The sequence below is a fragment of the Promicromonospora sp. NPDC057138 genome (assembly GCF_042670845.1).
GTDB lineage: Bacteria > Actinomycetota > Actinomycetes > Actinomycetales > Cellulomonadaceae > Promicromonospora.
This window is the reverse complement of the sequence record NZ_JBHUUX010000011.1, coordinates 98,391-123,915: the sequence shown is the minus strand read 5'-3', so window position 1 is coordinate 123,915 and position 25,525 is coordinate 98,391. Positions and strand designations below refer to the sequence as shown.

At 71.3% G+C, this 25,525-nt stretch carries 31 protein-coding genes; 17 read left to right on the top strand and 14 right to left on the bottom strand.

Going from position 1 to position 25,525, the window contains the following annotated elements; all coding sequences use genetic code 11:
• Positions 1 to 75: 75 nt before the first annotated feature.
• From ACFT2C_RS10360 to ACFT2C_RS10345, 4 genes are all read right to left on the bottom strand, one after another.
• The gene (locus ACFT2C_RS10360; RefSeq protein ID WP_377206957.1) at positions 76 to 1,698 is read right to left on the bottom strand and encodes a hypothetical protein; all 1,623 of its coding nucleotides are present in this window, start codon (positions 1,696 to 1,698) and stop codon (positions 76 to 78) included.
• A gap of 240 nt (positions 1,699 to 1,938) precedes the next feature.
• Positions 1,939 to 2,811, bottom strand: coding sequence for an endo alpha-1,4 polygalactosaminidase (locus ACFT2C_RS10355; protein ID WP_377206956.1), 873 nt, complete (start codon positions 2,809 to 2,811; stop codon positions 1,939 to 1,941).
• A gap of 87 nt (positions 2,812 to 2,898) precedes the next feature.
• Positions 2,899 to 3,549, bottom strand: a complete 651-nt coding sequence (locus tag ACFT2C_RS10350; RefSeq protein ID WP_377206955.1) for an SDR family oxidoreductase — start codon at positions 3,547 to 3,549, stop codon at positions 2,899 to 2,901.
• Positions 3,550 to 3,607: 58 nt separating this feature from the next.
• Positions 3,608 to 4,072, bottom strand: coding sequence for a MarR family winged helix-turn-helix transcriptional regulator (locus ACFT2C_RS10345; protein WP_377206954.1), 465 nt, complete (start codon positions 4,070 to 4,072; stop codon positions 3,608 to 3,610).
• 93 nt (positions 4,073 to 4,165) lie between these two features.
• Between ACFT2C_RS10345 and ACFT2C_RS10340 the strand changes: the two genes are divergently transcribed.
• Positions 4,166 to 5,032, top strand: coding sequence for an NmrA/HSCARG family protein (locus ACFT2C_RS10340; RefSeq protein WP_377206953.1), 867 nt, complete (start codon positions 4,166 to 4,168; stop codon positions 5,030 to 5,032).
• A gap of 101 nt (positions 5,033 to 5,133) precedes the next feature.
• Here the strand turns inward: ACFT2C_RS10340 and gtfA are convergent, their stop codons facing one another.
• From gtfA to ACFT2C_RS10325, 3 genes are all read right to left on the bottom strand, one after another.
• Positions 5,134 to 6,642, bottom strand: a complete 1,509-nt coding sequence (gene gtfA, locus ACFT2C_RS10335) for a sucrose phosphorylase (protein ID WP_377206952.1) — start codon at positions 6,640 to 6,642, stop codon at positions 5,134 to 5,136.
• Positions 6,643 to 6,810: 168 nt separating this feature from the next.
• Positions 6,811 to 7,488: an NUDIX domain-containing protein gene (locus tag ACFT2C_RS10330; RefSeq protein ID WP_377206951.1), complete on the bottom strand. Its 678-nt coding sequence runs from the start codon at positions 7,486 to 7,488 to the stop codon at positions 6,811 to 6,813.
• Positions 7,485 to 7,868, bottom strand: coding sequence for a DUF4406 domain-containing protein (locus tag ACFT2C_RS10325; protein WP_377206950.1), 384 nt, complete (start codon positions 7,866 to 7,868; stop codon positions 7,485 to 7,487). Before ACFT2C_RS10325 ends, ACFT2C_RS10330 begins: the two co-directional genes overlap by 4 nt.
• A 48-nt stretch (positions 7,869 to 7,916) precedes the next feature.
• Here ACFT2C_RS10325 and ACFT2C_RS10320 point away from each other — a divergent pair, with 48 nt between their 5' ends.
• Together ACFT2C_RS10320 and ACFT2C_RS10315 are read left to right on the top strand one after the other, a co-directional pair.
• Entirely contained in the window at positions 7,917 to 8,675 is a 759-nt protein-coding gene (locus ACFT2C_RS10320; RefSeq protein WP_377206949.1) for a DeoR/GlpR family DNA-binding transcription regulator, read from the top strand.
• A 169-nt stretch (positions 8,676 to 8,844) separates the two neighbouring features.
• A complete protein-coding gene (locus ACFT2C_RS10315) occupies positions 8,845 to 9,180 on the top strand; it encodes a hypothetical protein (protein WP_377206948.1) in 336 nt (111 codons plus the stop codon).
• Between the two features lie 26 nt (positions 9,181 to 9,206).
• Here the strand turns inward: ACFT2C_RS10315 and ACFT2C_RS10310 are convergent, their stop codons facing one another.
• Entirely contained in the window at positions 9,207 to 9,656 is a 450-nt protein-coding gene (locus tag ACFT2C_RS10310) for a MarR family winged helix-turn-helix transcriptional regulator (RefSeq protein ID WP_377206947.1), read from the bottom strand.
• A 71-nt stretch (positions 9,657 to 9,727) separates the two neighbouring features.
• Here ACFT2C_RS10310 and ACFT2C_RS10305 point away from each other — a divergent pair, with 71 nt between their 5' ends.
• Positions 9,728 to 10,093 (top strand): VOC family protein, encoded by a 366-nt coding sequence (locus tag ACFT2C_RS10305; protein WP_377206946.1) that lies wholly within the window; start codon positions 9,728 to 9,730, stop codon positions 10,091 to 10,093.
• Positions 10,094 to 10,166: 73 nt separating this feature from the next.
• On the opposite strand, the gene ACFT2C_RS10300 is transcribed toward ACFT2C_RS10305, so the two are convergent.
• Positions 10,167 to 10,664, bottom strand: coding sequence for a pyridoxamine 5'-phosphate oxidase family protein (locus tag ACFT2C_RS10300; protein ID WP_377206945.1), 498 nt, complete (start codon positions 10,662 to 10,664; stop codon positions 10,167 to 10,169).
• A gap of 175 nt (positions 10,665 to 10,839) precedes the next feature.
• On the opposite strand from ACFT2C_RS10300, the gene ACFT2C_RS10295 reads away from it, so the two are divergent.
• A complete protein-coding gene (locus ACFT2C_RS10295) occupies positions 10,840 to 11,904 on the top strand; it encodes a phosphotransferase (RefSeq protein WP_377206944.1) in 1,065 nt (354 codons plus the stop codon).
• Positions 11,905 to 11,920: 16 nt separating this feature from the next.
• Here ACFT2C_RS10295 and ACFT2C_RS10290 read toward each other — a convergent pair whose 3' ends face one another.
• Together ACFT2C_RS10290 and ACFT2C_RS10285 are read right to left on the bottom strand one after the other, a co-directional pair.
• Complete coding sequence (locus ACFT2C_RS10290) at positions 11,921 to 12,466, bottom strand: hypothetical protein (protein WP_377206943.1); 546 nt, start codon at positions 12,464 to 12,466, stop codon at positions 11,921 to 11,923.
• Between the two features lie 156 nt (positions 12,467 to 12,622).
• Positions 12,623 to 12,994, bottom strand: a complete 372-nt coding sequence (locus ACFT2C_RS10285; protein ID WP_377206942.1) for a winged helix-turn-helix transcriptional regulator — start codon at positions 12,992 to 12,994, stop codon at positions 12,623 to 12,625.
• A gap of 80 nt (positions 12,995 to 13,074) precedes the next feature.
• On the opposite strand from ACFT2C_RS10285, the gene ACFT2C_RS10280 reads away from it, so the two are divergent.
• Positions 13,075 to 13,485: a RidA family protein gene (locus tag ACFT2C_RS10280; protein ID WP_377206941.1), complete on the top strand. Its 411-nt coding sequence runs from the start codon at positions 13,075 to 13,077 to the stop codon at positions 13,483 to 13,485.
• A gap of 8 nt (positions 13,486 to 13,493) precedes the next feature.
• Here ACFT2C_RS10280 and ACFT2C_RS10275 read toward each other — a convergent pair whose 3' ends face one another.
• Positions 13,494 to 13,766: a thioredoxin family protein gene (locus tag ACFT2C_RS10275; RefSeq protein ID WP_377206940.1), complete on the bottom strand. Its 273-nt coding sequence runs from the start codon at positions 13,764 to 13,766 to the stop codon at positions 13,494 to 13,496.
• 75 nt (positions 13,767 to 13,841) lie between these two features.
• Between ACFT2C_RS10275 and ACFT2C_RS10270 the strand changes: the two genes are divergently transcribed.
• The 3 genes from ACFT2C_RS10270 to ACFT2C_RS10260 are packed head-to-tail and all read left to right on the top strand — an operon-like array spanning position 13,842 to position 15,309.
• Complete coding sequence (locus ACFT2C_RS10270) at positions 13,842 to 14,015, top strand: hypothetical protein (RefSeq protein WP_377206939.1); 174 nt, start codon at positions 13,842 to 13,844, stop codon at positions 14,013 to 14,015.
• Positions 14,015 to 14,737: a DsbA family protein gene (locus ACFT2C_RS10265; RefSeq protein WP_377206938.1), complete on the top strand. Its 723-nt coding sequence runs from the start codon at positions 14,015 to 14,017 to the stop codon at positions 14,735 to 14,737. The genes ACFT2C_RS10270 and ACFT2C_RS10265 overlap by 1 nt, the downstream gene beginning before the upstream one ends.
• Positions 14,734 to 15,309 (top strand): TetR/AcrR family transcriptional regulator, encoded by a 576-nt coding sequence (locus tag ACFT2C_RS10260; protein WP_377206937.1) that lies wholly within the window; start codon positions 14,734 to 14,736, stop codon positions 15,307 to 15,309. Before ACFT2C_RS10265 ends, ACFT2C_RS10260 begins: the two co-directional genes overlap by 4 nt.
• A 27-nt stretch (positions 15,310 to 15,336) precedes the next feature.
• On the opposite strand, the gene ACFT2C_RS10255 is transcribed toward ACFT2C_RS10260, so the two are convergent.
• Positions 15,337 to 16,194: an LLM class flavin-dependent oxidoreductase gene (locus ACFT2C_RS10255; RefSeq protein WP_377206936.1), complete on the bottom strand. Its 858-nt coding sequence runs from the start codon at positions 16,192 to 16,194 to the stop codon at positions 15,337 to 15,339.
• 76 nt (positions 16,195 to 16,270) lie between these two features.
• Here ACFT2C_RS10255 and ACFT2C_RS10250 point away from each other — a divergent pair, with 76 nt between their 5' ends.
• The gene (locus ACFT2C_RS10250) at positions 16,271 to 17,095 is read left to right on the top strand and encodes a haloacid dehalogenase type II (protein ID WP_377206935.1); all 825 of its coding nucleotides are present in this window, start codon (positions 16,271 to 16,273) and stop codon (positions 17,093 to 17,095) included.
• A 37-nt stretch (positions 17,096 to 17,132) separates the two neighbouring features.
• On the opposite strand, the gene ACFT2C_RS10245 is transcribed toward ACFT2C_RS10250, so the two are convergent.
• Positions 17,133 to 18,923: a hypothetical protein gene (locus ACFT2C_RS10245; protein WP_377206934.1), complete on the bottom strand. Its 1,791-nt coding sequence runs from the start codon at positions 18,921 to 18,923 to the stop codon at positions 17,133 to 17,135.
• A 484-nt stretch (positions 18,924 to 19,407) separates the two neighbouring features.
• Between ACFT2C_RS10245 and ACFT2C_RS10240 the strand changes: the two genes are divergently transcribed.
• The 7 genes from ACFT2C_RS10240 to ACFT2C_RS10210 all read left to right on the top strand — a co-directional run bounded on the left by ACFT2C_RS10240 (position 19,408) and on the right by ACFT2C_RS10210 (position 25,513).
• Complete coding sequence (locus ACFT2C_RS10240; RefSeq protein WP_377206933.1) at positions 19,408 to 20,583, top strand: hypothetical protein; 1,176 nt, start codon at positions 19,408 to 19,410, stop codon at positions 20,581 to 20,583.
• 107 nt (positions 20,584 to 20,690) lie between these two features.
• Complete coding sequence (locus ACFT2C_RS10235) at positions 20,691 to 21,461, top strand: response regulator transcription factor (RefSeq protein ID WP_377206932.1); 771 nt, start codon at positions 20,691 to 20,693, stop codon at positions 21,459 to 21,461.
• Positions 21,462 to 21,552: 91 nt separating this feature from the next.
• Positions 21,553 to 23,112 (top strand): sensor histidine kinase, encoded by a 1,560-nt coding sequence (locus ACFT2C_RS10230; protein ID WP_377206931.1) that lies wholly within the window; start codon positions 21,553 to 21,555, stop codon positions 23,110 to 23,112.
• A 38-nt stretch (positions 23,113 to 23,150) separates the two neighbouring features.
• On the top strand, positions 23,151 to 23,675 hold the full coding sequence (locus tag ACFT2C_RS10225) for a 2'-5' RNA ligase family protein (RefSeq protein WP_377206930.1): 525 nt from the start codon (positions 23,151 to 23,153) through the stop codon (positions 23,673 to 23,675).
• A gap of 174 nt (positions 23,676 to 23,849) precedes the next feature.
• Positions 23,850 to 24,233: a zf-HC2 domain-containing protein gene (locus ACFT2C_RS10220; RefSeq protein ID WP_377206929.1), complete on the top strand. Its 384-nt coding sequence runs from the start codon at positions 23,850 to 23,852 to the stop codon at positions 24,231 to 24,233.
• 124 nt (positions 24,234 to 24,357) lie between these two features.
• Positions 24,358 to 24,654 carry a hypothetical protein gene (locus ACFT2C_RS10215; protein WP_377206928.1) on the top strand — a complete coding sequence of 99 codons (297 nt, stop codon included), beginning with the start codon at positions 24,358 to 24,360 and terminating at the stop codon, positions 24,652 to 24,654.
• Positions 24,655 to 24,724: 70 nt separating this feature from the next.
• On the top strand, positions 24,725 to 25,513 hold the full coding sequence (locus ACFT2C_RS10210) for a phosphotransferase family protein (protein WP_377206927.1): 789 nt from the start codon (positions 24,725 to 24,727) through the stop codon (positions 25,511 to 25,513).
• The last annotated feature ends 12 nt before the right edge of the window (positions 25,514 to 25,525 follow it).

Genomic DNA, 25,525 nt, shown 5'->3' with positions numbered 1-25,525 from the left:
CCTGTCCGGGTCTCCGTGGCGATAGCCAGGGAGAGCCGGACAGGCGCTCTACTTCGCGGAACCACCTCGGCAGAGTTAGCTCTGATAGACCTCGAACATGCCGCGCAGGTCGCCGGAGGTGAACGTCGAGCGCTTGGTGTCCGGCGGGACGAAGATGCCCGTGTACGACTCGACCATGATGCTCGGCGGGCAGGGCTCGCCGAACTCGTCCGAGAAGGCCGCGACCTGCCGGCCGGTCCGGACCTCGTAGAGCTTCACGTCGAAGCGGCTCGCGTAGAAGTCCACATCGGACCCGAAGGGGCCGCCGATGTCGCTCTCGTACGCGCAGGTCTCCTGGTAGGAGCCGTCCTTGGGCCCGTCGACGCAGGCGACGAGCACCATGTCGTCGAGGCTGTTCGCCCGCCAAGGTCGGGGGAAGGCATGCGCGATCGGGTCGATCCCGTACACCCGCATCGGGTTGCCGCCGCTGCGCCGGTACGGCGCCGCACCCCGGTACGGCGCGGGGTTCGCGCAGTACCGGTCGGCGGTCAGCAGGTCCTGCACGTTCTTGCGCTGGATACCGGTGATCACGTCGTACAGCTCGTCGGAGGCGGCATCGGCCCTCCGGTCGGAACGGAAGTCGTGCAGGAACGCCTCGTAGGTGTGGCGCGACGCCGTCAGCTCGTCCGCGTCGGCCAGGGTCCTGGCGCACCCGAGGATCCGCCTCGGTACCTCGTCCGACGCCGCGGCGACGGGCTCGGCCAGAGCCGGCGCCTCCCATCCCTGGCCGTCGACCCACTCGACCACGTCCCGGACCGCGCAGTGGTCCGGCTGCTCGGCGAGGTCGGCCAGGAAGGCCTTCGCCACCGACTCCACCCGGCCGGCCTGGCTCGGGGTCTCGTCCAGCGTCGTCGCGAGCTGCTCGAAGCCGGCCTCCAGCGCCTTCTGGTCGACGGCGCCGTCGTCGTACGCCGTATCGAGCAGGTGCTCGGCGCGCAGAGGCCCGGCGCCGTCCCACAGTGCGCTCGGGTCGTTCATGTACACCTGGAGCTCCGCGGCGGCCTCGCGGTCCTGCTGCCCGGGCGCGAGCGCGTCGAGCAGGAGCCCGCAGGCCTCCAGGTCCGCCTCGCCCTTCAGAGCCATCGAGCCGTACACCACGCGGTTCGCCGGCCCGAGGCGGTCCAGCAGCTCGGTCGCCTGGTCGCAGTCGCCGGCCGCGTGGACCACGGCGGCGTCGTCGACCGTCCGTACCGTGTCGATCCGCAGCCCGACGACGGTGGCCACCAGCGCCACGACGACCGCGCCCGCCACGATGCGCTGGGGCAGCGGGCGTTCCGCCGGGGCGACGCGCCCGGGGCGCGCGAGCCACCACCCGTGCGCGACCATCGCCAGCCACCACACCCCGAGCACGATCAGCCAGCCGGGCGAACCGGGAACGGCCGCGAGGATGCCGACCAGCACCACGGTGCCCGCCAGGGCGGTGGCGAAGAGCCCCCACCGCCGCAGGAACGCGTAGCCGAGGCCCAGCAGGGTCGCGTTGCCCAGCAGCACCGCGAGCAGGTCGGCCGGGGGCCGCTCGGTCCGCACCCCGCCGGAGCGCCCGGGATCCTCAGGCGGTCCTGCCGGGGACGGCATGTCGCGGGCCGGCTCACCGGCCGGCCGGACGAAGTACGGCGAGCTCGCCTCGCCACCGGTGGGTGTGCCGCTCTCGGCATCCATGGGGTGCTCCTTCTGTCGGGTCCGCGCCCAGTGAAGCGCAGTCCACCGGGGACCCCTCCCGGGCTTGGGGGGTCCGACGACGTCGCAGGTCAGCCCTGCGAACGGCCAGCGCATACCGGTACAAAGTGGACCACGCCCGGCGCCCGAAAACCACCTCTAGCCACTCGCCAACCACGTCCAGCTCGTTGAGTGCTGGATATTCGCCCTTGTATCAGCCTGCGAAGGGCGAATATCCAGCACTCAACGAGTGCACTGGGCGTAGGTGTAGGCCGCATCACCCGGGGCCACCAGGTCGCGGTCGCGCAGGATCGTCAGAGGCGCGCGGTCCGGGTCGGCGCAGACGGCGTCGAACCCGTCCGGCAGGTTGTCCGTGTACTCGATCTCGAGCACGCGCTCCCCGTAGACGCCGGTGTACGAGCCGCACTCGTCGTAGGCCGCGCACTCCTCGGTGACCGCGAAGTCGAATCCGAGCTCGCGCCCCTCCGTCGTCGCCTCCGCCGCGTTCTTCTGTCCGACGGCGAGGCCCGCCTCGTGCGCGAGGTCGATGTAGGAGCCGGCGAGCGCCAGGGCGTCCGCCTGCTCGATCAGGCCCGCGCCCGGGTCGGTGAACCGCGTCCAGGTGTCCAGGTTGTCGATCTCGACGGCGTCGAACCCGGCATCGGCGCACCCGGAGACCACGGGGCCGAGGATGTCGACGATGCGGTCGCGCCGCGCCTGCGTGGACGGGTCCAGGACGTACTCGGCGGGCCAGTCCGGGTCGACGACGAGCTCCCCGGCCGCGTCGTGCAGCAGCAGGTCCTCGTTTCCGCCGAGCCAGAGGTCCGCCTCGCCGGGCTGGGTCTGGAACCCGTTGACGTAGCAGATGTTGTAGGCCCCGACGGCGGGATCCGCTGTCGCGTCGCGTACGACGACGTCCAGCCCGCCCTCCAGCTCGTAGGCGGCGCCGAGCTGGTAGTCGAACCGTCCGCTCGTCGGCGGGAGAGTCACGTCGGTGACCTCGACGGACGCGCTGCTCTGACCGGCGCCCGGCCCCGCCTCCTGTCCTACACCCGCCCCGCCCTGGCAGGCGGTGAGCGCAAGAGCGACGAGCACGGCGACGATCAGCTGGGGCATGCGCCGATCGTAAGTGTGGCCGTGGGCAGGAACACGCGCGTCGGGCAACCGATCACTGGGACTGATCGGTTGCCCGACGAGGCAGCCCTACGGCGCAGCGGCAACCGCCTCCGCGATCGGCGTCCCGCCGTTGCCGAAGGCGATGGTGCGCCTGATGGTGCTGTCGTCCGCCAGGACCGCTGCGGCCACGGCCGCGACGTCGGCCCGCGAGACCCGCCCCCGGCCGGGGTTCGCCACCTCGATCAGCCCGGTGGGCTCGTCCAGGGTGAGCGGGCCGGGCTGGAGGATCGTGTAGTCGAGCGACGAGGAACGCAGGTGCTCGTCGGCCGCCGTCTTGGCCTCCGCGTAGGCGAAGAACGAGCTGTCCTCGGACACGCCGTGCCCGGGACCCGCTCCGAGGTAGGACACCATGACGTACCGCATGACGCCCTCCACGTTCGCGGCGTCCATCGAACGGATGGCGGCGTCGCGGTCGACGGCGTACGTGCGCTCCGGGTTCCCGCCGCCCGCACCGGCGGACCAGACCACGGCGTCCTGCCCCTGCACGACGTCGCCGAGGCCGGCGGTGTCGAGGTGCTCGACGTCGGCGATCAGCGGGACGGCACCCGTGGCCGCGACCTCGTCCGCATGGTCGGGATTGCGGATCACGCTGGTGACGACGTCGCCGCGCTCCACGAGCAGTGGGGCGAGCCGGAGCGCGATCTTGCCGTGGCCGCCGATGATCAGGACGCGGGACATGGTGCTTCCTTCCGTGGGTTCGGCTCCAGGCTATGCCGGACGGCGGCGCACGACGCCGTCAGCCCCCGCGGAGCAGCTCGATCTGCTGGCGACTGAACTCGGTGACGCGGCGCATGTGCTCGACCAGCACCGACAGCTCTTCCTCCGAGAGGTCCGTGAACAGCCCCTGCCACGCAGGCTCGAACTCGTCCCAGACCGCGCTCACCCGCTCCACGGCTTCGGGCACGACGGCGACGAGCACCCTCCGCCGGTCCGCCGGGTCGGGCGTCCGCGAGATCAGGCTGGCGCGCTCGAGCCTGTCGAGCAGCCGGCTGGTCGCGCCGGTCGTCAGGCCCGACAGCTCCCCGACCCGCTTCGCGCTGACCGGACCCGGCTCCGCGGCGAGCAGGCTAAAGCACTGCACGTCGGTCGGGTGCATCCCCAACCGGTCCGCGATCGCCTGGTTGAACAGCACGTATGCGGCCATGTACCGCCGGGACTCGTCTGCCACGGCAGCGATGAGGCCCTTGCGTCGGTTCGGCATGGACCAAATATAACTGCACGGCGCAGTGAAATCCTGATAGGTTAACTGCACGGCGCATCTACTGTGCCATGCAGTCACTTTGACAGGAGACCCATGCCTTCCCCATTCACCGTCGCCGTGACCGGCGCGACCGGCACCCAGGGTGGTTCCGCCCTGAGCGCCCTGCTGCGCGGCGGCCATCGCGTCGTCGCCCTCACCCGCGACCCGACGTCGTCCCGCGCCCGCGCGCTCGCAGACCGCGGCGTCGAGCTTCGCCGAGCCGACCTCACCGACCCGGAGTCCCTCGCATCCGGGCTGGCGGGTGCGGACAGCCTGTTCGCCGTCACCACCCCCTTCGAGACGGACACCGACACCGAGGTCGCCCAGGGCCGCAACCTCATCGACTCGGCCGCCGAGGCGGGTGTCGGCCACGTCGTCTTCACCTCCGCAGCCAATGCCGACCGCGGTACCGGCATCCCTCACTTCGAGAGCAAGCACCTGATCGAGCAGCATCTCGCCGAATCCGGTCTCGAGTGGACCGTGATCGGCCCGGCCAAGTTCATGGACGACTACCAGATGTCCTGGACGCTCGACATGCTCAGGTCCGGCCGCGTGGGCCTGCCCATGCCACCCGAGACGCCACTCGCCCATGTGGCCGCCGCCGACATCGGCGCCTTCGCCGCCCTGGCGATCGGCCGCCGCTCGGAGTTCAGCGGCCGCCGCGTGGACATCGCCTCGGACATGCTCAGCGGCAAGGAGATCGCCGCCGTCCTCGCCGAGCGGTGCGGTGGCCCGGTCGAGTACGTCGAGTTCCCGATGGACCAGGCGAGGCAGTGGTCCGCCGACCTGGCAGCGATGTTCGCCTACTTCAGCGAGGTCGGGCTCGACATCAATACCGCCGACCTCCATCGCCGCTACCCCGAGGTCGGCTGGCACACCTTCGCGGGCTGGACCACGACCAAGACGTGGCCGACAGCGTGACTTGGCCTGACTCGGCCTACTTGGTACGCCGAGTCAGTCAGCCGGTGCCGGCCCCGACGAGCCTGGGGCCCGCCGCCGCGCGGGCTGGCACGCTCGCATGGTCAGCCGGGAGGCTGGCCGACGAGGTCGTCGGTTGCGCCTGACCCGTGTGGACTCTCCCAGGAGATGTGCGTCGCGCCGGTTGCGACTTCGACGACGAGGGTCGCGACGGCGTCCGGAACGGCGACGCCCCGGCGGACCAGGGTGAGGCGTGAGCCGTCGAGCGCGACGTCGACGTCGCCGTCGAACGCGGGGAACGTGTTGCGGAACCGGCACAGCGCGAGGAGTCCCCGCACTACGGGACGGGCGAGGTCGGCCTCGATCTCTTCGGGCGTGTAGTAGTGGCGGTTGATGTCGCGTCCCACGCCCGTGCGCTCGAGGAGCGCCACGTCGTTCGTGCCGGCGAGGGCACCGACGTAGTAGACCTGCGGGATGCCGGGCGTGAAGAGCTGGATGGCGCGGGCCGCGAGGTAGCGGCTGTCGTCGCGCCCGAGCGCGTCGTAGAACGTCGAGTTGACCTGGTAGAGGTCGAGGTTCGACGCCGCCCCGCCGGTCGCGAGCGCCGACGCTCCGCCGGTGCGCTCATGGATGCCGCGCACGAGCTCGTCGACCTGCGCGGGACTGAGCAGCCCGGGCCGCTCTGCCTCGCCGGCCTCGGTGGTCTGATCGGGGCCGACGTCGATGACGCCGATGCCGTCGTGCGTGTCGAGCACCGTGACCGCGTTGCGCGGCCGCTCCCGCAGCCAGTCCACCAGGACCGTGCCGTCGCCGGTGTACAGCGCGTGCAGCACGAGCGGGGGCAGGGCGAAGTCGTAGACGAGGTCCACAGCGCGCGCGATCTCGATCTGGCGCCGGTAGTAGGAGTGCACCTCGACGAGCACGTCGACGCCGCGTTCGCGTGCCTGCGCGGTGAAGTCCTCGATGAACGCGAACGTCTCGGGTGTCATGAAGCTCGTGGTGCCGGCGGTCTTGATCGCGTACCCGACGGCGTCGAGCCGCACGAGGCGTACACCCGCGCCCGCGACGGCGTCGAGGATCGACGAGAGGTAGGCGCGGCCCTGCTCGGAGCGCACGTCGATGTCGATCTGCTGCGGCGTGAATGTGGTCCACACGTAGCGCAGGCGGTTCCCCAGGCGCAGCGCGGTGAACGGCAGCCCGGGCCGCGGCCGGTAGACACGCGCGAGGTCCTCCTCGCGCGCGCCGTCGGGGAAGACCGAGGACATCGTGAGGAACATCGGGTACGACGTCGACTCCTCGCCCCGGGCGCGCACGTCCAGGAACGCCGCGGAGCCTGCCGAGACGTGATTGACGATCAGGTCCACCACGACGTCGTGGGTCCGTGCCAGGTCGCGCACGTCGTCCCACGAACCCAGGCGCGGGTCGACAGCCGTGTGGTCCACCGGGTCGAAGCCCGCATCGGCGCCGTCGAAAGGCGTGAAGAACGGCAGGACGTGCACACCGCCGAACGCGCTCGCGATCTCGTCGCGGCCCAGGAACCGCGCAAGACCCGGCAGGTCACCGCCGAGCCGATCGGCGTACGCGATGAGTTGGACGGCGTTGTTCAACGTCATGTGGAGACCTTCTTCTGGTCGAACGCACTGACGCACTGACAACCGGCGTCGCGCTCAAGGTGAGGCGCCACGAGCCGTCGTCGGTGGTCACTCGAGTATCAACCCAGCGGGACGATCGTGGGCTCCTCGGGCAAGGCGGGTCCTCAGGCCGGAGAAAGCGAGGGCGCGTCAGGAACCGCCCGCGGCGGCCGCGAAGGGTCCGTCCAGAGCTGCCCATTGCAGGAGCAGGATGGTCTTGCCGTCGGTGATGCGCCCGTCGCGGATCATGGCGAGGGCTTCGGCGAATGGAAGTTCAAGCACCTCGATGTCCTCGCCGTCTTCCTCCAGCCCGCCGCCGACGCCGGTCCGGTCGGCCGGCGTATAGGGGGCGGCGAAGAAGTGGAGGCGTTCGGTGACGGAGCCGGGGCTCATGTAGGCGTCGAGGACGTGGGTGAGTTCTCCGAGGGCGAAACCGAGTTCTTCCGCGCTCTCGCGCCGGATGGCAGTCGGCGGGTCGTCCGCGTCCAGCAGCCCTGCCGCCGCTTCGACCAGCATGCCGTCGGGATGGTCGTTGACGTAGGCCGGGTAGCGAAACTGGCGGGTGAGCAGGACGCGGCCGCGCCCGGCGTCGTAGGGCAGGACGACCGCGCCGTTGCCACGGTCGTAGGTCTCCCGCTGCTGGTTTTCCCAGCGTCCGTCGCGGCGGCGGTAGTCGAACGTGGTGCGGCGCAGGACGTGCCAGCCCTGGGAGGTGAGCTCGACGTCCCGGATCACGACGTCGGGGTTGCGGTCCAGGCCGCGTCCAGCCTGGTCGAGGCCGACGCGGCCGCGATGATCAGGGGTGTCGATGCCCGGCCGGCTCGTCATGCGATCTCCTGCGTGGTGCGGCGGGGAATCTCGGCCACGTCGTGGTAGACGGGCAGGCCACGGCGGTGAGCGATGGCCACGTCCTGGTCCGCGCCGGCCGAGTCGCCGGCCAGGCGCAGCACGGCGTCGCAATGGGCGAGCAGGCGATCGGCGGCCGGGTACAGAACCTCGTCAGCGAGGGGATCGGTCGGTCCCGCGCCGGCCGCGCGCAGGACGGGCAGGGCCACCCACTCCCCGATCATCGGGAGATGGCCGGCCGCGAAGATCGGCCAGGCGGCGGCTTCGAGGCGGGCGAGATTGGCGGCCATGGCCTGCGGGTCGCCGTCGGTGCCGGAGCGGTACGGGCCGGCGATCAGGATGAGCAAGGGTTTGTCGGTCACGAGTGCTACCGTACATGCAGAAACGTGCAACAACGGGAGAGACTACGGATGCTGGCTGCTGAACGACGCGATCACCTGCTCGGACTGCTCACTCGCGAGGGCAAGGTCGTCGCCAAGGACGTCGCCGCCGAGCTGGGCATCTCCGAGGACAGCGTGCGGCGCGACCTGCGCGATCTGGCCGCCGAGGGGCTGGTCCAGCGCGTCTACGGTGGCGCGCTCCCGGTTTCGCCGGCCGTAGTCGGCTACACCGCCCGGCAGACCGTGGCCCCAGACAGCAAGCGCAAGGTCGCTTCGCTGGCCGCCGGGCTCGTGCGGCCAGGCGGTGCACTGATCCTCGACGGCGGCACCACCGCGCTTGCTGTCGCCCAGGCGCTCCCGCGCGACCTGGAGTGCACAGTGATCACCCACAGCCCGACGATCGCAGTGGCCCTGCTCGACCACCCGGGGGCGGAGATCTTCCTGCTCGGGGGTCGCATCTTCAAGCACTCGGCAGTCGCCTCGGGGGCCGCGGCGGTGGAGGCGGCGCAGAACGTCTCCGCGGACCTGTGCCTGCTCGGCGTCACAGGCGTGCACCCCGAAGCCGGCCTGACCACGGGGGACGCAGAGGAAGCCGCGATGAAGCGCGCACTGTCCGCGCGGGCAGCGGACACCTACATCCTCGCGTCGTCGGAGAAGATCGGGACCGCATCGCGGTTCCAGGTGCTGCCCTGGGAGAAGGTGAGCGGTGTGATCACCGACGCCGATCCGCACGACACCGTTATCGAGCAGGTCGTGGGGCTGGGCGTGGAGGTGCTGATCGCCGGATGACCGGTCCGTCCTCGGCGACCTGTTCGTCAGCCGTTTTGCGTGCTTCACAGCCGGGCCTGTGCCACGATGCCGCTCATGAACATCACCACGAAGGGACATGCCGCGTAGGCGCCCGAGTCAGTTGCGCTCACTCGCTGACGCGCGCGATGCTTACCGCTCCGCACGAGCGATGCTGTACCTGAAGCACCCTCGACTGTCAGGCTCCACCCAAGCGGCGATCCGCCGCTTCGAACGCCGGCCCGGCCAGGTCTACGAGACGCTCCGTTTCTGGGAGCAGTTCGCCGCAAGACGGCAGTTCTGGAGCTACCTGCCCGGCGAGGGCTGTGTTGCCGAATGCTGCGGCGCCTCAGCATACGAACGAGAAGATCTCGAACGAGCCATCTGCGCCCTGCCGCCCAGGTCCGCACGCGAGCTACGCGCGCTCGTCCGCGACCTCGACGAGCACATACTCGCCCGCCGCATCGGCCCGAACCTCTGGACCGATGGATGGTGGCGCACGATCTGAAGCAGGTCGGGGACGCGTTCGCGGGGTCAGCCGCCCGACGCCGTCAACGCATCCCGGCACACGACAAGCTCGTCCCGGAGCCGCAGCAGCCGCTCCTCGTCGAGCCCCTCCGTCATACGGTTCACGATCCCCGACACCCGCCCCTGCGCGTTGTCGAGCAGCTCCACGGCCGGCCCGGTCAGCGCCGCGGCGAGCTCACGGCGCGGTCCAGGTTGATCGGAGCGCTCGACGAGCCCCCGCTGGACCAGCCCTTGCAGCAGGACGTTCATCGACTGCCGGGACACGAACGCCCGGCGGGCCAGCTCGGAGCTCGTGATCCCTGGGCTGTCGTGCAGCGCGTGGAGGCAGGCGTACTGCGCCACGTTGAGCCCGAGGGGCCGCAGCACCTCGTCCATGCGCTGGTGCAGCACGGCCTGGGTCTCCTTGATCAGAATCCCCAGCTCCTCCGGCAACGTGGGCAGGCCTCGATCGGTCATGTCAATAGTTTGACACACTTGACGATCGAGTGTCAGGCTATTGACACTTGCCAACGAGAAGGAGCTGTCCCATGACTGCTGGTCCTGACTTTGTCTCATTCCAGGTGCGCGACCTGGAGACGTCCGCGGCGTTCTACGAGAGCGTCGTCGGCCTGCGGCGGGTACCCGCGCCGAACCCCGACGCCGTGGTGTTCGCGTCCGCCGGCGTCGCGTTCGCCGTCCGCAAGCCGTTCCCCGGCGTCGACCTGGAGGCCGCCCCGCAGCTCGGCGCCGGGATCGGCGTCTGGTTCCACAACGACGACGCCGCCGGTCTGCACGAGAAGCTTCGCGACCAGCAGGTGCCGATCGTGCAGGAGCCGGCCGACGGGCCCTTCGGGACGACGTTCTCGTTCCGCGACCCCGACGGTTACGTCGTCACCATCCACAGCAAGGCCTGACCGAACCGGCGGTCAGCGGCGGGGGCGAATGCCAACGGAGGCTCACCCCCGCCACATTGGGCCCGCACCCCCCTCACGCCCGCTGCCGCTCCGCCCGCTCCTGGACCAGCTCCTCGACCGCGCTCGGCAGCGTCGTCTCGAAGTCGATCAGCTTCGCCCACGTCGGCGTCACCACGATCCGGACCATCCCGTCGTAGAGGGAGCGGACCTCCTTCTCCCACACGACCCGCTGCTCGGCGGTCATCTCGTAGGACGTGTTCATCGACAGGTACTCCTCCGGGATCCCGTCCACAACGTCCAGCTCCGCCCGCCCGCGGATGAGCAGGATCTTGGGCGGGTGCACCTCGGTGTCGATGGTCAGGGCGACCATCGGGTTCGCGCGCAGGCTCGCCAGCTTCGGGGCGTTCTTCGACGTGCACATCACGATTGTCGAGCCGTTCCAGGTGAACCCGATCGGGACGGTCCGCGGCGCGCCGTCCTGGGCGACGTAGGCCAGGCGGGTGATGTCGCGGGCCAGCAGCTCCTGGCTGTACGGCCGGTTCAGGATCTCGGTGATCTCGTGCTGCTCCATCGGTATCACTCCCTGTGTCATGCGGCCCTCGTGGCCACTTCTGAACCTGGGACGGAGCCCCTACCAGATTCTCGACATCCGGGTACCTCCGGAGCGGAATGACATTTCCCGCTGCCTCGTGGTCGGATGTTCTCTTCGTCCCGGACTCCCCAGCACAGCCGCCGTGAGGAAGCAGATGTCCAACCGCGTCCTGCCCGACGCCGACACGATCACAGCCGCTCTCGCCTCCCATGACGGCCCGTGGGGACCAGGCGCGCACGTGCTCTCGGTGCGCGACCTGTCCACGGGCCTCGGCCAGGCGGCGGTCCTCCGGGCAAGCATCGCGACGCCGTACGCCAACCCGTCCCTGTGGATCGTCAAGATCCTGGGCTGGGGGCGCATGACGCTGCTCGACTCGCGCGATCGCCTGCTGGACCGCCGCGAAGCCCACTTCTACGGCAGCAGCGTCCCCGACTTGCTCCCCCGCGGGCTGACGACGCCGCCGTCCGCGACGGTGTTCAGCCACCACGGCTTCAGCTGGATCGTCATGCGCGACGTCCGCGGCGTCCTGCAGCAGAGCTGGACCCCCGACTCCGCCATGACCGCCGCCCAGCGCACCGCGCTGCTCTACGCGCCGGGGGCCGTGCGCCCGGGACTGCTCGACGCCCCCTGGCTGGAGCAGGAGGGCTACGCCGCGTACAGCCATCACGTGTCCGCAGGGCACGACAACCTCGACGGCCTAGCCGACGACCCGCAGCTCCGGACCCTGTTCACGCCCGAGCAGACGAAGGCCCTGCACGCCTGCCTGGACGCTGCCGACGAGCTGAGCGCACGTGCCAAGGAGCTGCCCGCCACCCTCGTCCACGGGGATCTCACGCCGCGCAACGCTGGCCTGGACCCGCACGGCGACCTCGCGCTCATCGACTGGGAGCACGCCGGCGTCGGCCCCGTGGGGTTCGACCTGGGTACCTTCGTCTCGCTCTACCGCGCCTTCGGCGGGCACGGGGAGCTCGACGAGCCGGCCCTCCTCGAGGTCTACGGCAGCGCCGTCAGCGACCTGGCGGGTGCCGACCTCCGGCCCGCCGCTGCGCTGGGCTTCGCCACCGCCCACCTCACCTGGGGACTCCACCTCCGCCTGGGCCCCGGCCTGACGGCGGTGCGCCAGGGCCTCAACCGGGATGCCCCGGCGGAGCTCGCAGCGCACCTCGACGACATCCGCTCGGGATGCCTGCGCGCCCTGTCCTGGGCGGCCGCGGCCTGAACTGCCACCGCCGGCTCTACGACTCCAGCCGGGTGATCTCGAACGACATCGCGCCCGGCGACACCTCAGAAACCTCAGTGACGTGCACGCTGAAGAGCCGTCCAGCGCCGGACGTCGCACAGACGTACCGGCCCTGCAGCTTCTCGACATCGCGGATGCTGTCCTCGAACTGCGTCTGGGCGCGGCAGGCGTCGAGCGTCGGCGCATCGTCGAGGACCGAGAGCTTGTCGCCAATGAGGTAGTCCGAGTAGCACAGGTCGCCGTCGCCGTCGCCGTAGTCGGTCGCGCCCCAGTCGGGCTCTTCGCTGTCGAGATCGATGCACGTGTAGTTGTTGATCGTGATCTCGCCGCCGGGCGCCGCCGCGGAACCGGCCGTGCCGGAGCCCGTCGACCCTGCCTGCTGGCCGGCGAGCTTATCGACCTGCTCGCTCAGAGCCTCGTTCTCAGCCTGGAGCGCCCGCTTGGACGCCGTGAGTTCCGCGACCTGGTTCTGCAGGTCCGACGACGTCGGGCTGCCCGACAGCACCGGCACCTCCACCGTCCCGGTGAACAGACCGATCACCGCTGCCAGGACGACCGCGCCCGCACCGATCCACGCAACACGGAGACTTACCGAAGAATCCGATGACACCGAAAGCCGCCCCAAGTCAGTTCGCACCAATTGTCGCGAACATCCTAAGAGGTACGCGGACGACGTGAGGCACGCCCGGGCAGCCCGCTAGCCCTCGGCGTCGAACCGCGCCCGCGCACTCTCGACGTCGCCCATGTTCTCGGCGCTCCAGTAGAACAGGGCGTCGATCAGGTCCTGGATGGTCCTGCCGAGCTGCGAGATGCGGTACTCGACGGCGATCGGGCGCGAGCTGACGACCACCCGGTCGACCATCCCGTTGCGTTCGAGGCGCCGCAGCGTCGCCGTCAGCGACTTCTGCGTCACCACGGGGATCGCGCGGCGCAGCTCGTTGAAGCGCAGGGGCTGCTCGCACACCTCTTCGAGCACCTGCAGCGACCACTTGTCGAGCACCTGGTCGAGCAGCTCGCGGTGCTGCGGGGCGATCTGGATGCGCTCGGCGGGCTCCCTGGTATCCGGCATGAAACCTAGGCTAGTTGAAGTTCCCTTCGGACACCAGGTACACATGAGATACCTACTAAGAACCAGCGAAGGGATCTTCCATGGCCGTCCAGCTCCTCACCCCCGAGGGCATGCTCCAGCCCGTTCCGTACCACCACGTCTCCGTCAGCACGGGCAGCCGCCAGGTGCACGTCGCCGGCCAGATCGCGCGCGACGCCGAGGGCAACCACATCGCGACCGACGACCTCGCCGGCCAGGTGGCACAGGCCCTGCGCAACACGGCGCGCGGCCTCGCCGGCGCCGGCGCGACCTTCTCCGACGTCGTGCGCCTGAGGTTCTTCGTCACGCACTGGGAGCCTGCGAAGATCGACGACTTCATGGCGGGCCTGGCCGCCGTCACCGACGAGCTCGGGATCCCGCAGCCCATGCCGCCCGTCTCGCTCATCGGCGTCGACTACCTCTTCGAGCCCGACGTGCTGGTCGAGGTCGAGGCGTACGCCGTCCTGGACTGATGCAGCGGTCAGCGCAGCGCGCGCTCTGCCGCCACCAGGACCTGTGCGACGTTCGGGGTGCCGCCGGCCCGGAAGGTCTCGGCGCCGTCGGCACCCCGGACGATGACCGTGGGCGTGGAGCGGATGTCGAGCGACTCGGCCAGGTCGGTCTCGTGCGCGACGTCGTGCTCGACCATCGTCGCGCCCGGGATCAGCCGGACCGCCTCCGTGACGACGGCGCGCGTGTGATGGCACGGGCCGCAGAAGGCCGAGGTGAACAGCTCGAACTGCACGGTGGACATCTTTCGGCTCATCCCGTCGCCGGTGGTGGAGCGCCATCTTGACGCACCATTCAACTTATCCTAGGGTTCTTGACCATGACGTCAAGTAATGCGATCGCGGAGCCGGCCCTCGTCGTCGACCTCGCGGCGGAACATACCCCCGAGGCCGTCGACGGCGACCCGACCACCCAGTCCAACACCTCGCCGTTCGAGTTTCTGCCCACGGGCGACGCGTTCGGCGTCTGCGACCTGGACGGGGAGTGCCGCTGATGGCCGGCGAGGCCTTCGGCCAGGCCGGCGACCGGCTCGTGGTGGACGTGTGGAGCGACGTCATGTGCCCGTTCTGCTACATGGGCGACACGCTGCTGGGCCAGGCGCTAGAGAAGTTCCCCCACGCCTCCGGCGTCGAGGTGCGGTACCACAGCTTCCTTCTGATGCCCCAGCTGTCGGACGGCGACGCCCCGGTCAACGCGGCCGAGCTCCTGTCGGTCCATCACCGTCTCCCGCTCGACCAGGCGCGGGCCATGAACGACCAGGTCGCGGAGCGCGCCCGGCAGATCGGGCTGGACTACCACTTCGAGCGCACCCAGGCCGTGAGCACACGCACCGCGCACCAGCTCAGCCACTTCGCCGCCACGCAGGGCAAGCAGCACGAGATGATCCAGCGGCTGTTCCAGGCGTACTTCACCGATGGGCTCAACGTCGGTGACCACCAGGTCCTGGCGGACCTGGCCGCCGACGTCGGCCTGGACCGCGACGCCGCCCTCGCCGCGCTGACCAGCGGGGAGTTCGCCGACGGCGTCGAGGCGGACCTCGAGCAGGCCCGGCAGTACGGCATCAGCGGCGTGCCGTTCTTCGTGTTCGCCGGCAAGTACGCCATCTCCGGCGCGCAGCCGGTCGGGGCGTTCCTGCAGGCCCTGGACACGAGCTGGAACGAGACCGTCGGCACGCCGGCCGCAGTCGGCGCCACGTCGACCGGCGGCGGTCGATGAGCTCTGACACACCCCGGCTCCGCGCGGACGCACGGCGCAACGTCGAGGGCATCCGCACGGCGGCCCTCGACGTGTTCCGGGTGCACGGGCTGAACAGCCCCCTGGACGAGGTGGCCCGCGCCGCGGGCGTCAGCAAGGGCACCATCTACCACCGCTTCGGCGGCCGGCAGGGGCTGATCGACGCAGTGGTGGAGGAGCTGGTCGCCGAGCGCATCCGGGGCATCATCACCGTGGTCAGCGCGATCGAAGACCCGGTCGAGCGGTTCGAGAGCTACCTGCGGCAGATCTGGCTGCTCCAGTACGACGAGCCCGCCGCCAACGACGTCCTGCTGCGTGCGCTGCCCGGCTCCGCTCCGATCGCCGCCCTGTGCGAGCAAGCCAGCAAGGTGGCCAGCGGCTTCCTCGATGCTGCTCAGGCCACTGGCACGATCCGGGAAGACCTCGCGCCGGAGGACATCGACCTCCTCATCTGGGAGCGCGGCATCATCGCCCGGGCCTGCGACCAGCAGCATCGCGACGGCTTCATCCGCAGCTTCGAGCACACGCTGCGGGGCCTGCGCGCCGGCTCCTGACCAGCTGCTGGGCCGCCCGGAGCGCCGTCAGCCCCGCTCGGCGGCCACGGCCTCGCGGACGGCGGGTGCGATCTCCTGGCCGATCAGCTGCAGGCCAGCCGGGTCGTCGCCATCGAGGATGTACGTCGAGAAACCCTCCTTGAGGGTGAGCGCCGTGAGCCGGTCGACCCACTCCGGCACGACCTGCGGCGACAGCGGGCCTGAGATGTTGGCGATCCGCACCACGTCGGCCGGGTTGCGGCCCGCCGCCACCGCGGCGTCGTCGAGGCGCGCGTTCGCGTCGGTCATCTCCTGCGCGCTCAGCCGTCCGACCGACGGCAGCCAGCCGTCGGCGAGGGTGCCGGTGAGCTCGAGCATGCGGGGCCGGTAGGCGCCGATCCAGATCCCGATGTCGTGGGCCGGCTGAGTTCCTGGCTTGGCGCCGCGCGCCCAGTAGAACTCGCCCTCGACGCGCGCGGGGCCGCGTCCCCAGGCGGAGTGGATGACGCCGATCGCCTCGCGCGTGGCCTGGACGGCCTGCCCCGGGGCCAAGCGCCTGCCGCCCATGGCCTCGATCGCGTCCCAGAACGCGCCGGCGCCCAGACCCAGCTCGACCCTGCCGCCCGTCAGGGCGTCGAGCGCGGCGGCCGAGCGAGCCAGCACTGCGGGCGGCCGCAACGGAAGGTTGGCCACGTTCGGGGCCAGGGAGACGCGTTCGGTGCGCGCCGCGACGTACGACAGGAGCGTCCACGTATCGAGGAACCTCCGCTGGTACGGGTGGTCCTGGAACGTGACGAGGTCCAGCCCGGCTCGCTCGGACTCGACGGCGAGGTCGACGGTCCGTTGCGGGTCCTCGTTCGCCGGAGTGATGAACGACCCGAACCTGAGCTCATGGCGATAGTCCACGTTCTCCTCCAGATTGTCCGTGCCACCACTCTGCCTCTCATCGAACACGTTCGGGGGATTCCATTACGGTGAACGCATGGGACCTGCGACGGAGGAGACAACCCGGCCGACCGTCGTCCTCGACGTTCTCGGCACCCTGGTCGATCAGACCGGGAGCCTGGAGCGGCACGTGACGGCGACGGCCGGGATCGACAGCGGCGCCGCGGCGGAGGTGGCCCGCCGATGGCTGGGGCACGTCGCCGAGCAGGAACGCGCGATCGTCGAGGGACGCCGCGCCTTCGCCCCCAGCCACGAGCTGGACCTCGAGGCGTTGACCTGGCTGGTCGGCGAGCGCTTCCTGCTGCCCGACGCCGCCGGCCGGCTCGCCGACGCGTCGGAGTGGCTGCAGCCCTGGCCGGACACAGTCGCGGGTCTCGACCTCCTCACCGCCGACGTCGCCGTGCTCGGCCTCTCGAACGCGAGCCGCCGGGTCCTCGCCGGGCTGAGCGCCAACGCCAGGCTGCGGTGGCACCAGGTGCTCTCCGCCGAGGACGCGCAGACCTACAAGCCGGACCCCGCCCTCTACGAGCTGGCGCTGAACAGCCTGCCCTCCGGTTCGGGGACGCCGTACATGGTGGCCGCACACGCCTGGGACCTACGGGCGGCCGCGGCCGCGGGGATGCGCACGGCCTACGTGTCGCGGTCCGACGGCGACCCGCCCGGCCCGGGCGACGTCTTCGACCTGCATGCGACGAGCCTCCTGGACCTGCATGCCCAGCTCCTCGACCTGGTGGCCCCGGAGCTGCGTGACGGGGCCACGGACAAGGCCTCAGAGCAGCCGTCGTACGAGGACGCGATCCCCGGCGAGTACCCCGAGGACAACCCCGACAAGGAGGGGGAGGAGCGGTTCGACGCGGGCTGAGGCCCGTCGATCTCGCTCAGTCGAGGACGAAGGTCGGTCACGGGTTTCGTCCCTTCGGTCTCGTCTCTCCGATGCGGGGCAGTGCGTAGAGGAGGGTCTCGTCGCCCTCCGACGCCACGACGAACGCGACGTCCTCGGTCAGCGCTGCGATCGGTGCCGTCTCGCCGGTGCTCTCGCTGGCCTCGAGGTCGACGCCGTCAGGGCTCCAGGTCGCGACGGCCGGCTTGCTCTTGCTGGTGCCGTAGACGGTGCGCCCGATCACCGCTTCGGGGGTGATGTCCCCGAGGTCGGCGAGCACAGGTTTGGGGCCGACGTCCACGAGAACTGGCCCGATCGTCCGGGTGGAGCCGGCGCGGTCTCGGAGAGGTTCGGCGTCAGGCGGGATCGCCGACGACCGGATCAGGCTCGTCGCGCGGATGACGTTGCGGTCCAGGCCGACCAGTGCGAGGACGTCCTCAGCCGAGTCCGCGGTATGCCAGACGACGGCCAGCTGATTGCCGCCGACGACGATCGCCGCTGTCGGGTCGCCGACGGCCTGCTTGGGCTCGGGCAGGTCGTGACGGACAGGATCCGCATCAGCGGTGATGGTCCACCAGGAGCCAGGGCCTACCGCGATGACGTGCTCAGGGGTCGCGGCCACCGGGGTCGCACCGACGGGGACGTCGCGGCGGACCGGGGTGGCGCTCTTCTCCTCAAGAAGGGCCACAGCCTGGTCCGGAAGCACGATGAGCGGGGCCGTGCCGTCGTAGGTGACCTCGGCCTGATCGCTGCCGAGCTCGATCGTGGTCGGAGCCACGCCCGCGGGGTCGGTGGTGTCCAGCGGCCACACGTGCAGGGTGCCGGGGCTGTCGGCGGCCAGCACGGGTCGGTCACCGACACGCGAGAGGTGGAGGCCCTCGACGGGGTCGCGTCCTTCCCAGATCGCGGTTCCCTCGGCCGCGTCGAAGACGGTGATCGTCTCGTCTCCCACGGGTGCGGCAAGGACTCCGCCGTCGGGTGTGATCAGGACCTGCGGTTCACTGCCGACCGGGACCGACCAGACGGCGGTCTGGCCATAGCCTGCCGGTGCCTGGACCGGGAGGTTCGCTCCCGCGCCAGGCCGGGCGACCGCGGAATCGGTCGGTCCAGGTCCGGGGCCGTTGCCGGTCAGGGCGATCACAGCGACCGTCCCGGCGGCGACCAGCACGACGGCCCCTGCAACGGCGAGCGTGAGCGGGACGATGCGGCGTCGGCCCGGTGCCGCCGACTGGGCAGGGGCGGGCGTGGTGTCGATGGCCTCGCGGTGGACTCGTACGACCGTGTCTTCCTCGGGCAGCCCGAGGAGCGTCGGCAGGTCGACCGGAGCGGGACCGGTGGCCAGGCCGGGCTGGGTCGAGGTCGCACGCGCCTGAGCTTGGCGGGCGGCGCGTGCCCATGGGCCGCTGTCGGGCTTCTCGACGGCGGGATCGGCTGCGCCGGTCACGGGCGGCTCGGGGGTTGCTGCCTCGTCCTTGCTCGCCGTCTTGCTCGCCGTCTCCGGTGCAGGGGCTGATGGCGACGGCGCGATGGGCCCGATCGCCCACGCGGGTCGGCTGTCGTCGTCCTCGACGCGGCCGTCGGGATGCACCATCAGGGGCCATTGCCCGTCCGGCCCGCTGGCCAATGCACGCACCGGGCGTCGGAGCTCGGCAGCGGTGTCGGCGATGCGCGTGAGGATCGTCTGACGGGCTTCCTCGATGGTGGGGGCCTGGATCGGGTGGCTGGTGCCGTCGATCGTGAGCTCGCCGGTGCCGTCGGACCGGGTTACGGCCTCGATACGGGGCCACACGGGGACTGACTCGGTGGTCATGGTGGTGCCTTCCTGGGCTACTGGCCGAGGGCGCGGCCGACCGTGGCGTGCAGGGGTGGGGACCGTCATCCTCGACGTGGCCGTCGGGTGTGCGGCGCCAGTTCCCGGATGGTGGACCGAGTCCGGCCGGGGTCATGGTCGTCAGTTCCCGGGCTACGGACTCGCGGTCGATACTAGCTTTTCTGCACCGATATCGGTCCTGGTCAGCTTCGGTGCGGCGGTATCCCTCGACGTGTCGCGCCTCCTGAGCCAGTTCATCGGAGTTCTCTGGCCGCAGGCCCGACCGTCAGCCTTCCGTCAGGTCGCCTCACCCCCCGTCGGCGTCGATCACCGGACACGATGGAGCAGTGGCCGATACCCCACGACCCGAGCCCGCACCGACGCTGCGGGGCGGACGACGCCCCGCGGACGACCTGACGCCGCCATCGGGCAAGACCTGGACGCCGCCCCCGGGCGGGACCTGGTGCAGAGGCGCGGGCCCACGGTGGCAGTGTCCGTCTGGGCGGCGTCGGTCCCCGGGCTCGCGCTCGTCGCCGTCCTGCTGCGGCACCTGACCGACGCACAGCTGCTCACCGGGGCCGAACCGTTCGTCGGCCACTGGGTGGTGCGCACGGGGCCGGGCATCTTCGCAGCCGTGCTGCTCCTGGTCGGCGTCGTCTCCGGACGCCGGTCCACCGCGCCGACGCGCTCCAGCCCTCGACGCAGGCGATCGGCAGCACCGCCTCGTGCTGGCTCATGGCCAGCAGGTCGGCGCGCGTCAGGTGCGTGGTCCCGCCGGGTCCGACCAGCTCCAGCGCCCAGTCCGGACGGTCGCCGCGCTCATGCCGCGCTCCCGACGACGAGGCGCGAGACCGGCAACGCCGGCGACGACCAGGACCCGGTGGTGGTGGACAACGGGTCGTCCGACGGGTCCGCCGAGATCGCGCGGGACCACCGCGGCCCGCACGTTCACGACGTGGCTGCGGCTGCGGGAGGGCGTGTCGTCCCGCACGGCGGGCAGGGACATGGCGCCGACCACCGGTTCGCGCCCCACCGCGTCCCCTACCGCGCGAACCTCTGGGCGCTGCGCGCGCTCGGGGTCCGGCAGGTCGTGACGACGTGCGCGGTGGGCGGGCTGGTCCCGGAGCTGGCCGCGGGGACCGTCGTCGTGCCGGACCAGGTGATCGACCGCACGTGGGGACGCGCGCACACGTACTACGACGTCGAAGGGCCGGTGGTGCACGTCCCGTTCGCCGACCTGTACTGCCCGCGCGGCCGGGTCGCGGCGGCGGCCGCGGCGCAGGCCGGGGCCCTGCCCGCCGTGGACGGCGGCACGATGGTGGTGATCCAGGGTCCCCGGTTCTCGTCGCGCGCGGAGTCGCGGCGCAACGCCCGGGACGGCGGGACGATCGTCAACATGACCGCCATGCCGGAGGCCGCGCTGGCGCGCGAGCTGGCGCTGTGCTGCACCACGCTCGCGCTCGTCACGGACGGGGACGCGGGCGTCGAGGGCGGCGAGCACGTGACGCAGGAGGCGGTACTGGAGCTGTTCGCCCGCAACCTGCCCAAGCTCTCCGCCGTCCTCGAGGCCACGGTGGCCGCCCTGCCCGACGATGACGATGACGAGTGCGACTGCCGCCACGTCCTCGACGGGCAGAAGCTGCCGATCACCCTGCCCTGAGCGCCGCATCGGGACCGACGCGCTCGTCGGCGCGCGGCCGCCCGATACAAAGCGAACGCACAGGTACGGTTCAGGAGGATCACCGGGCGCGGGTTCAGGCTGGCTCCATGACCGCCGCACCCGCGCCCGTCGGCAGCCCCGACCAGTCAGGCCTCACCCGGCCGGACGGCTCCCCCGTCCGGGTGCTGGTGGTCGACGACGAGCCCAACCTCGCCGAGCTCCTCACGTCCGCGCTGCACCTGGAGGGGATGAACGCCTCCGCCGCCCTCGACGGCCTCTCGGCGATCCGGATGGCGCGCGAGACCGTTCCGGACATCGTGGTGCTCGACGTCATGCTCCCGGACATGGACGGGTTCACCGTGCTGCGCCGCCTGCGCGAGCGGGAGGCCCGGATGCCGGTGCTGTTCCTCACGGCACGCGACGCGGTCGAGGACCGGGTCATCGGGCTCACCGCGGGCGGCGACGACTACGTGACGAAGCCGTTCAGCCTCGAAGAGGTCGTCGCCCGGCTGCGCGGCCTGCTGCGGCGCAGGGGCGCGATCGCATTGGGGGAGGACGGCGTCCTCGTCGTCGGCGACCTGGAGCTCGACGAGGACGCGCACGAGGTGCGGCGCGCGGGCGAGGAGATCCAGCTCACGGCGACCGAGTTCGAGCTGCTGCGCTACCTCATGCGCAACCCGCGCCGCGTGCTGTCCAAGGCCCAGATCCTGGACCGTGTCTGGAACTACGACTTCGGCGGCAAGGCGAACATCGTCGAGCTGTACGTGTCCTACCTGCGCCGCAAGATCGACAGGGGGCGCGAGCCCATGATCCACACGTTGCGCGGCGTCGGGTACCTCCTCAAGCCCGCACCGGGGGCGGGTCCCGCACGTGCCTGACGCCCGGCCTTCCTCGACGCCTCCCCCCGCACGGCGGACCCGGGCGCGGCAGACCCCGGCGCGAGAGCCCATCGCGCTGCGGAGGCGGCTCGTGCTCGTGCTCGTGGCGGTCGTCCTGGCCGTGACGGTCGGCCTCGCGGCGGCGTCGACGGCGGTGCTCCGCTCGCAGCTCCTCACTCAGGTCGACCACGAGCTCGAACAGGCGAGCCAGCGGCTCACCCAGGGTCCCCCGCCGCTGCTCGGCGACGAGCTGCCCGCTGGCCCGTCGTCGGACGAGATCCCCGCGCCGCCGGTGCCGGCACCGGACGACGTCCCCGACGGCCTTCCCGACGGGATCGCCCGGTCGGCCTTCCCGCCCGGCCTCGGGCCCAGCACCGCGGTCGTGCGCTATCTCGACGGCGAGCTGGTCCTCGCCGCCCACGTCACGACGTCGCTCGAGCGGCTGCCGCTCGACGACGACCAGGTCGCCGAGCTCCAGGCCGTTCCCGCGGACGGGCGCCCGCACGACGTGAGCCTGGGCGACCTCGGCTCGTTCCGCGCGGTGCACCGGACGACCGACGACGGACAGGCAGCGGTCGTCGCGACGAGCACCGAGACCGTGGCCGCGACCGTGCGGCGCTACGTCCTGGTCGAGGTGGCGCTCGGCGTCGCAGCGCTGGTCGCCGCTGTCCTCGTCGGGGCGGCGCTCGTGCGCCGCTCCCTGCGCCCGCTCGACGACGTCGCGGCCGCGGCGAGCCGGGTCTCGGAGCTCGAGCTCTCCCGGGGCGCGATCACCGCCATCCCCCGGGTCCCCGCAGCCCTCACGGACGAGCGCACGGAGGTCGGACAGGTAGGCGCAGCGCTCAACCGCATGGTCGAGAACGTCGAGACGTCGCTCCAGGCCCGGCACGACTCGGAGACGCAGGTGCGCAGCTTCGTCGCGGACGCGAGCCACGAGCTGCGCACGCCGCTCGCGTCGATCCGCGGCTACGCCGAGCTGGTCCGCCGCGCCCCCGAGGACCTCCCGCCGACCGCGGAGCGCTCGCTCGACCGCATCGAGTCCGAGGCGGTACGCATGACGGGTCTCGTCGAGGATCTGCTGCTCCTCGCGCGCCTCGACGCCGGGCGGCCGCTCGACCGGTCACCCGTCGATCTGGCGGCCCTTGCCATCGACGCGGTCATGGACGCGCACGCGGCCGGCCCGGACCACGCCTGGGCCCTCGACCTGCCCGGCGACCTAACCAGCGACGAGGACGTCTCGCACACCACCCGAGCCGCGATCGAGGACGGGCTGGTCATGGCAGGTGACGAGTCCGGCCTCCGGCAGGTGCTCGCCAACCTGCTCGCCAACGCGCGCACGCACACCCCGCCGGGGACGCACGTGGACGTGCGGCTCGGACGCGACGGCGACGCCGTCGTGCTCGACGTCTCCGACGACGGGCCGGGTATCCCCGCGGAGCTGCGGCCCACGCTCTTCCGCCGCTTCACCCGCGCCGACGTCGCACGCAACCGCAACAGCGGGTCGACCGGCCTCGGGCTCGCCATCGCCGACGCGATAGTGACCGCACACGGCGGCACGATCGCCGTCCGCTCCACCACCGCGGACGAGCCCGGCCCGCGCAGGACCACGTTCACCGTGCGGCTGCCTCGCGACCACACGCCCTCAGGGTGAGTCCGCCGGGTGATCCAGGCCCGGCATACGCTGGGACGATGGCGCTGGCGGTATGTCTGCTGTTCGACGGGCCGACCGAGCGGGTCCTGCGACGGCTGTGGCAGCGGCTCGAGGCCGACGGCGTGCCGTCGCTCGCGACGCACACGCACGGCCGGCACGTACCGCACCTGTCCCTGGCGGTGCTGCGCTCCTGGGATCTCGACAAGGTGCGCGCCGCCATGGAGGCGCTGCCCGACGCCGGTCCGACCGCCATCCGGTTCGACGCCGTCGCGGCATTCCGGCGCGGGCGGATGAGCCTGGTCCCTGCCGTGACGAGCACGCTCCTGGCACGCCAGGAGCGGGTCGTCACGGCGCTCGGCGTCACGGAGGACGAGCTGCACAAGCATTACGTCCCGGGCATCTGGACGCCGCACGTCACGGTGGCCACGCGCGTGCGGCTGGAGCAGACGCCGCTGGTGCTCGAAGCGGCGTACGAGATCCTGCCCCTGACCGGCACGCTGACGCGGGCCGCGCTCGTGGACGCCGGCACCGGCGTCGTGCACCCGCTGCCGGTCGTCCCGTGACGCCAGTCGTCCCGTAACGCCGATCGTCCCGTAACGCAGGGCCGGGGGCGTTGTTGGTGTCGGGCATAGACGAAAATGTCCGTATCACACCCGAATTTCTATGAAACACCATCCAACGTGAAACTAGTACCAGCCGGTCACGACCGGGCGATACGTAACAGGGGGCAAGTTCGCGTGACGACCACGGATGATCTGCGATTCGACGACTTGAGGGCGGCGTTCGACGCCGAGGACGAGGCCGACATCTCGCTGCTTCGCTTCCTCCTGCCCGACTTACCAGGGCTGGCCGGCCTGGCCGTGGCCGACGCCGCGCCGGTCGGTGTCGGCGTGATCCACGAGGCCGAGTGCCGGCTCACCCGCGCCGCCATGCACGACTACATCAACAGGAACCTCCAGCCGCGCCACCAGCGCCGCCTGGAGACCCACCTGTACGGCTGCGACGACTGCATCCGCGCCTTCATCGACATCCGCGAGGTGTCCTGGGCGCGCCGCGCCGCGGGCCTCGCCGCGCCGATCGGTACGGACGACGACGCCCCGCACCTGAAGGGCACCTCGTGATGCGGTGGCCGTGAGCCCCGTCGGGAGAACGGCCACCTCGCGGCCCGCTCGCCCCCGTGGTGCGATGGGAATGTGGACTCCGATCCACTCGTCCACTCGTCCACCGGGAGCAGAAGGAGTCAGCATGGCTACCACCGACCTGCATGCCGAGCACACGACGACGGAGCACCAGCACGGCGCGGACTGCGGCCACTCGACCGTGCAGCACGGCGACCACGTCGACTTCGTGCACGGGACGCACCACCACGCCCTGCATGGCGACCACTACGACGAGCACGAGTCGGTAGCCGAGCACACCCTGGCCGACCACACGCACGGAGTGGGCTGCGGCCATTCTCCGGTCCCGCACGAGGGTCACGTGGACTACATGCACGACGGGCACAAGCACGCCGCGCACGGGGACCACTACGACGAGCACTGAAGTACGACGAGCACCGGACTACGACGAGCACTGACGCCGCGGTCACGTCCCGACAAAAACGGTGACGCCGGTGGGCACCCCCGCGATGATGGCCGGCATGAAAGAGGGCATGGAAGAGGGCATAGAAGAGGTCAAGGTCGTCGTCGCCCATGACGAGTGCGCGACGCTGCGCGTCGGCGACGTGTTCCTGAAGGTCGACGGCGACCAGGCACGCACCGACGTCGAGGTCGAGGCGATGGCCCTGGCGCCGGTCCCGACCCCCGAGATCCTCTGGCGCAAGCCGCCGGTGCTCGCGCTCGCCGCACTCCCTGGGACGGCCCTCGCCCGCCTCGGGCAGCCGTCGACCGCGTCGTCCGCGGCGTGGGTCGCGGCGGGCGCCGCCCTGCGGAAGCTGCACGACGCGCCGCTGCCGCCCTGGCCCGGCCGGAGCCTCGACGGCCTCGTGTCGGCGCTCGACGCCGAGTGCGAGTGGCTCGTCACGAGCGGCGCGCTGCCCGCCGACCTGGTCTCCCGCAACCGCGAGGTCGCGGCGGCCGCGCTGCGGCCGTGGACGCCGGTGTTCACGCACGGCGACCTGCAGGTCGCCCACGTGTTCGTCGACGGCGACGAGGTCACCGGCGTCATCGACTGGACCGAGGCGAGCCAGGGCGACGCCCTGTCCGACCTCGCCACCCTGACGCTCGGGCACCAGGAGCACCTGGGCGACGTCGCCGCCGGCTACGGCGCCGACGTCGACCTCGACGTGATCCACGGGTGGTGGTCGCTGCGCAGCCTGCTGGGGATCCGCTGGCTGATGGAGCACGGCTTCGACCCGGCCATGCCGGGTGGCGAGATCGACGTGCTGCGCGCCCGGATGTGACGTCGCACCGAC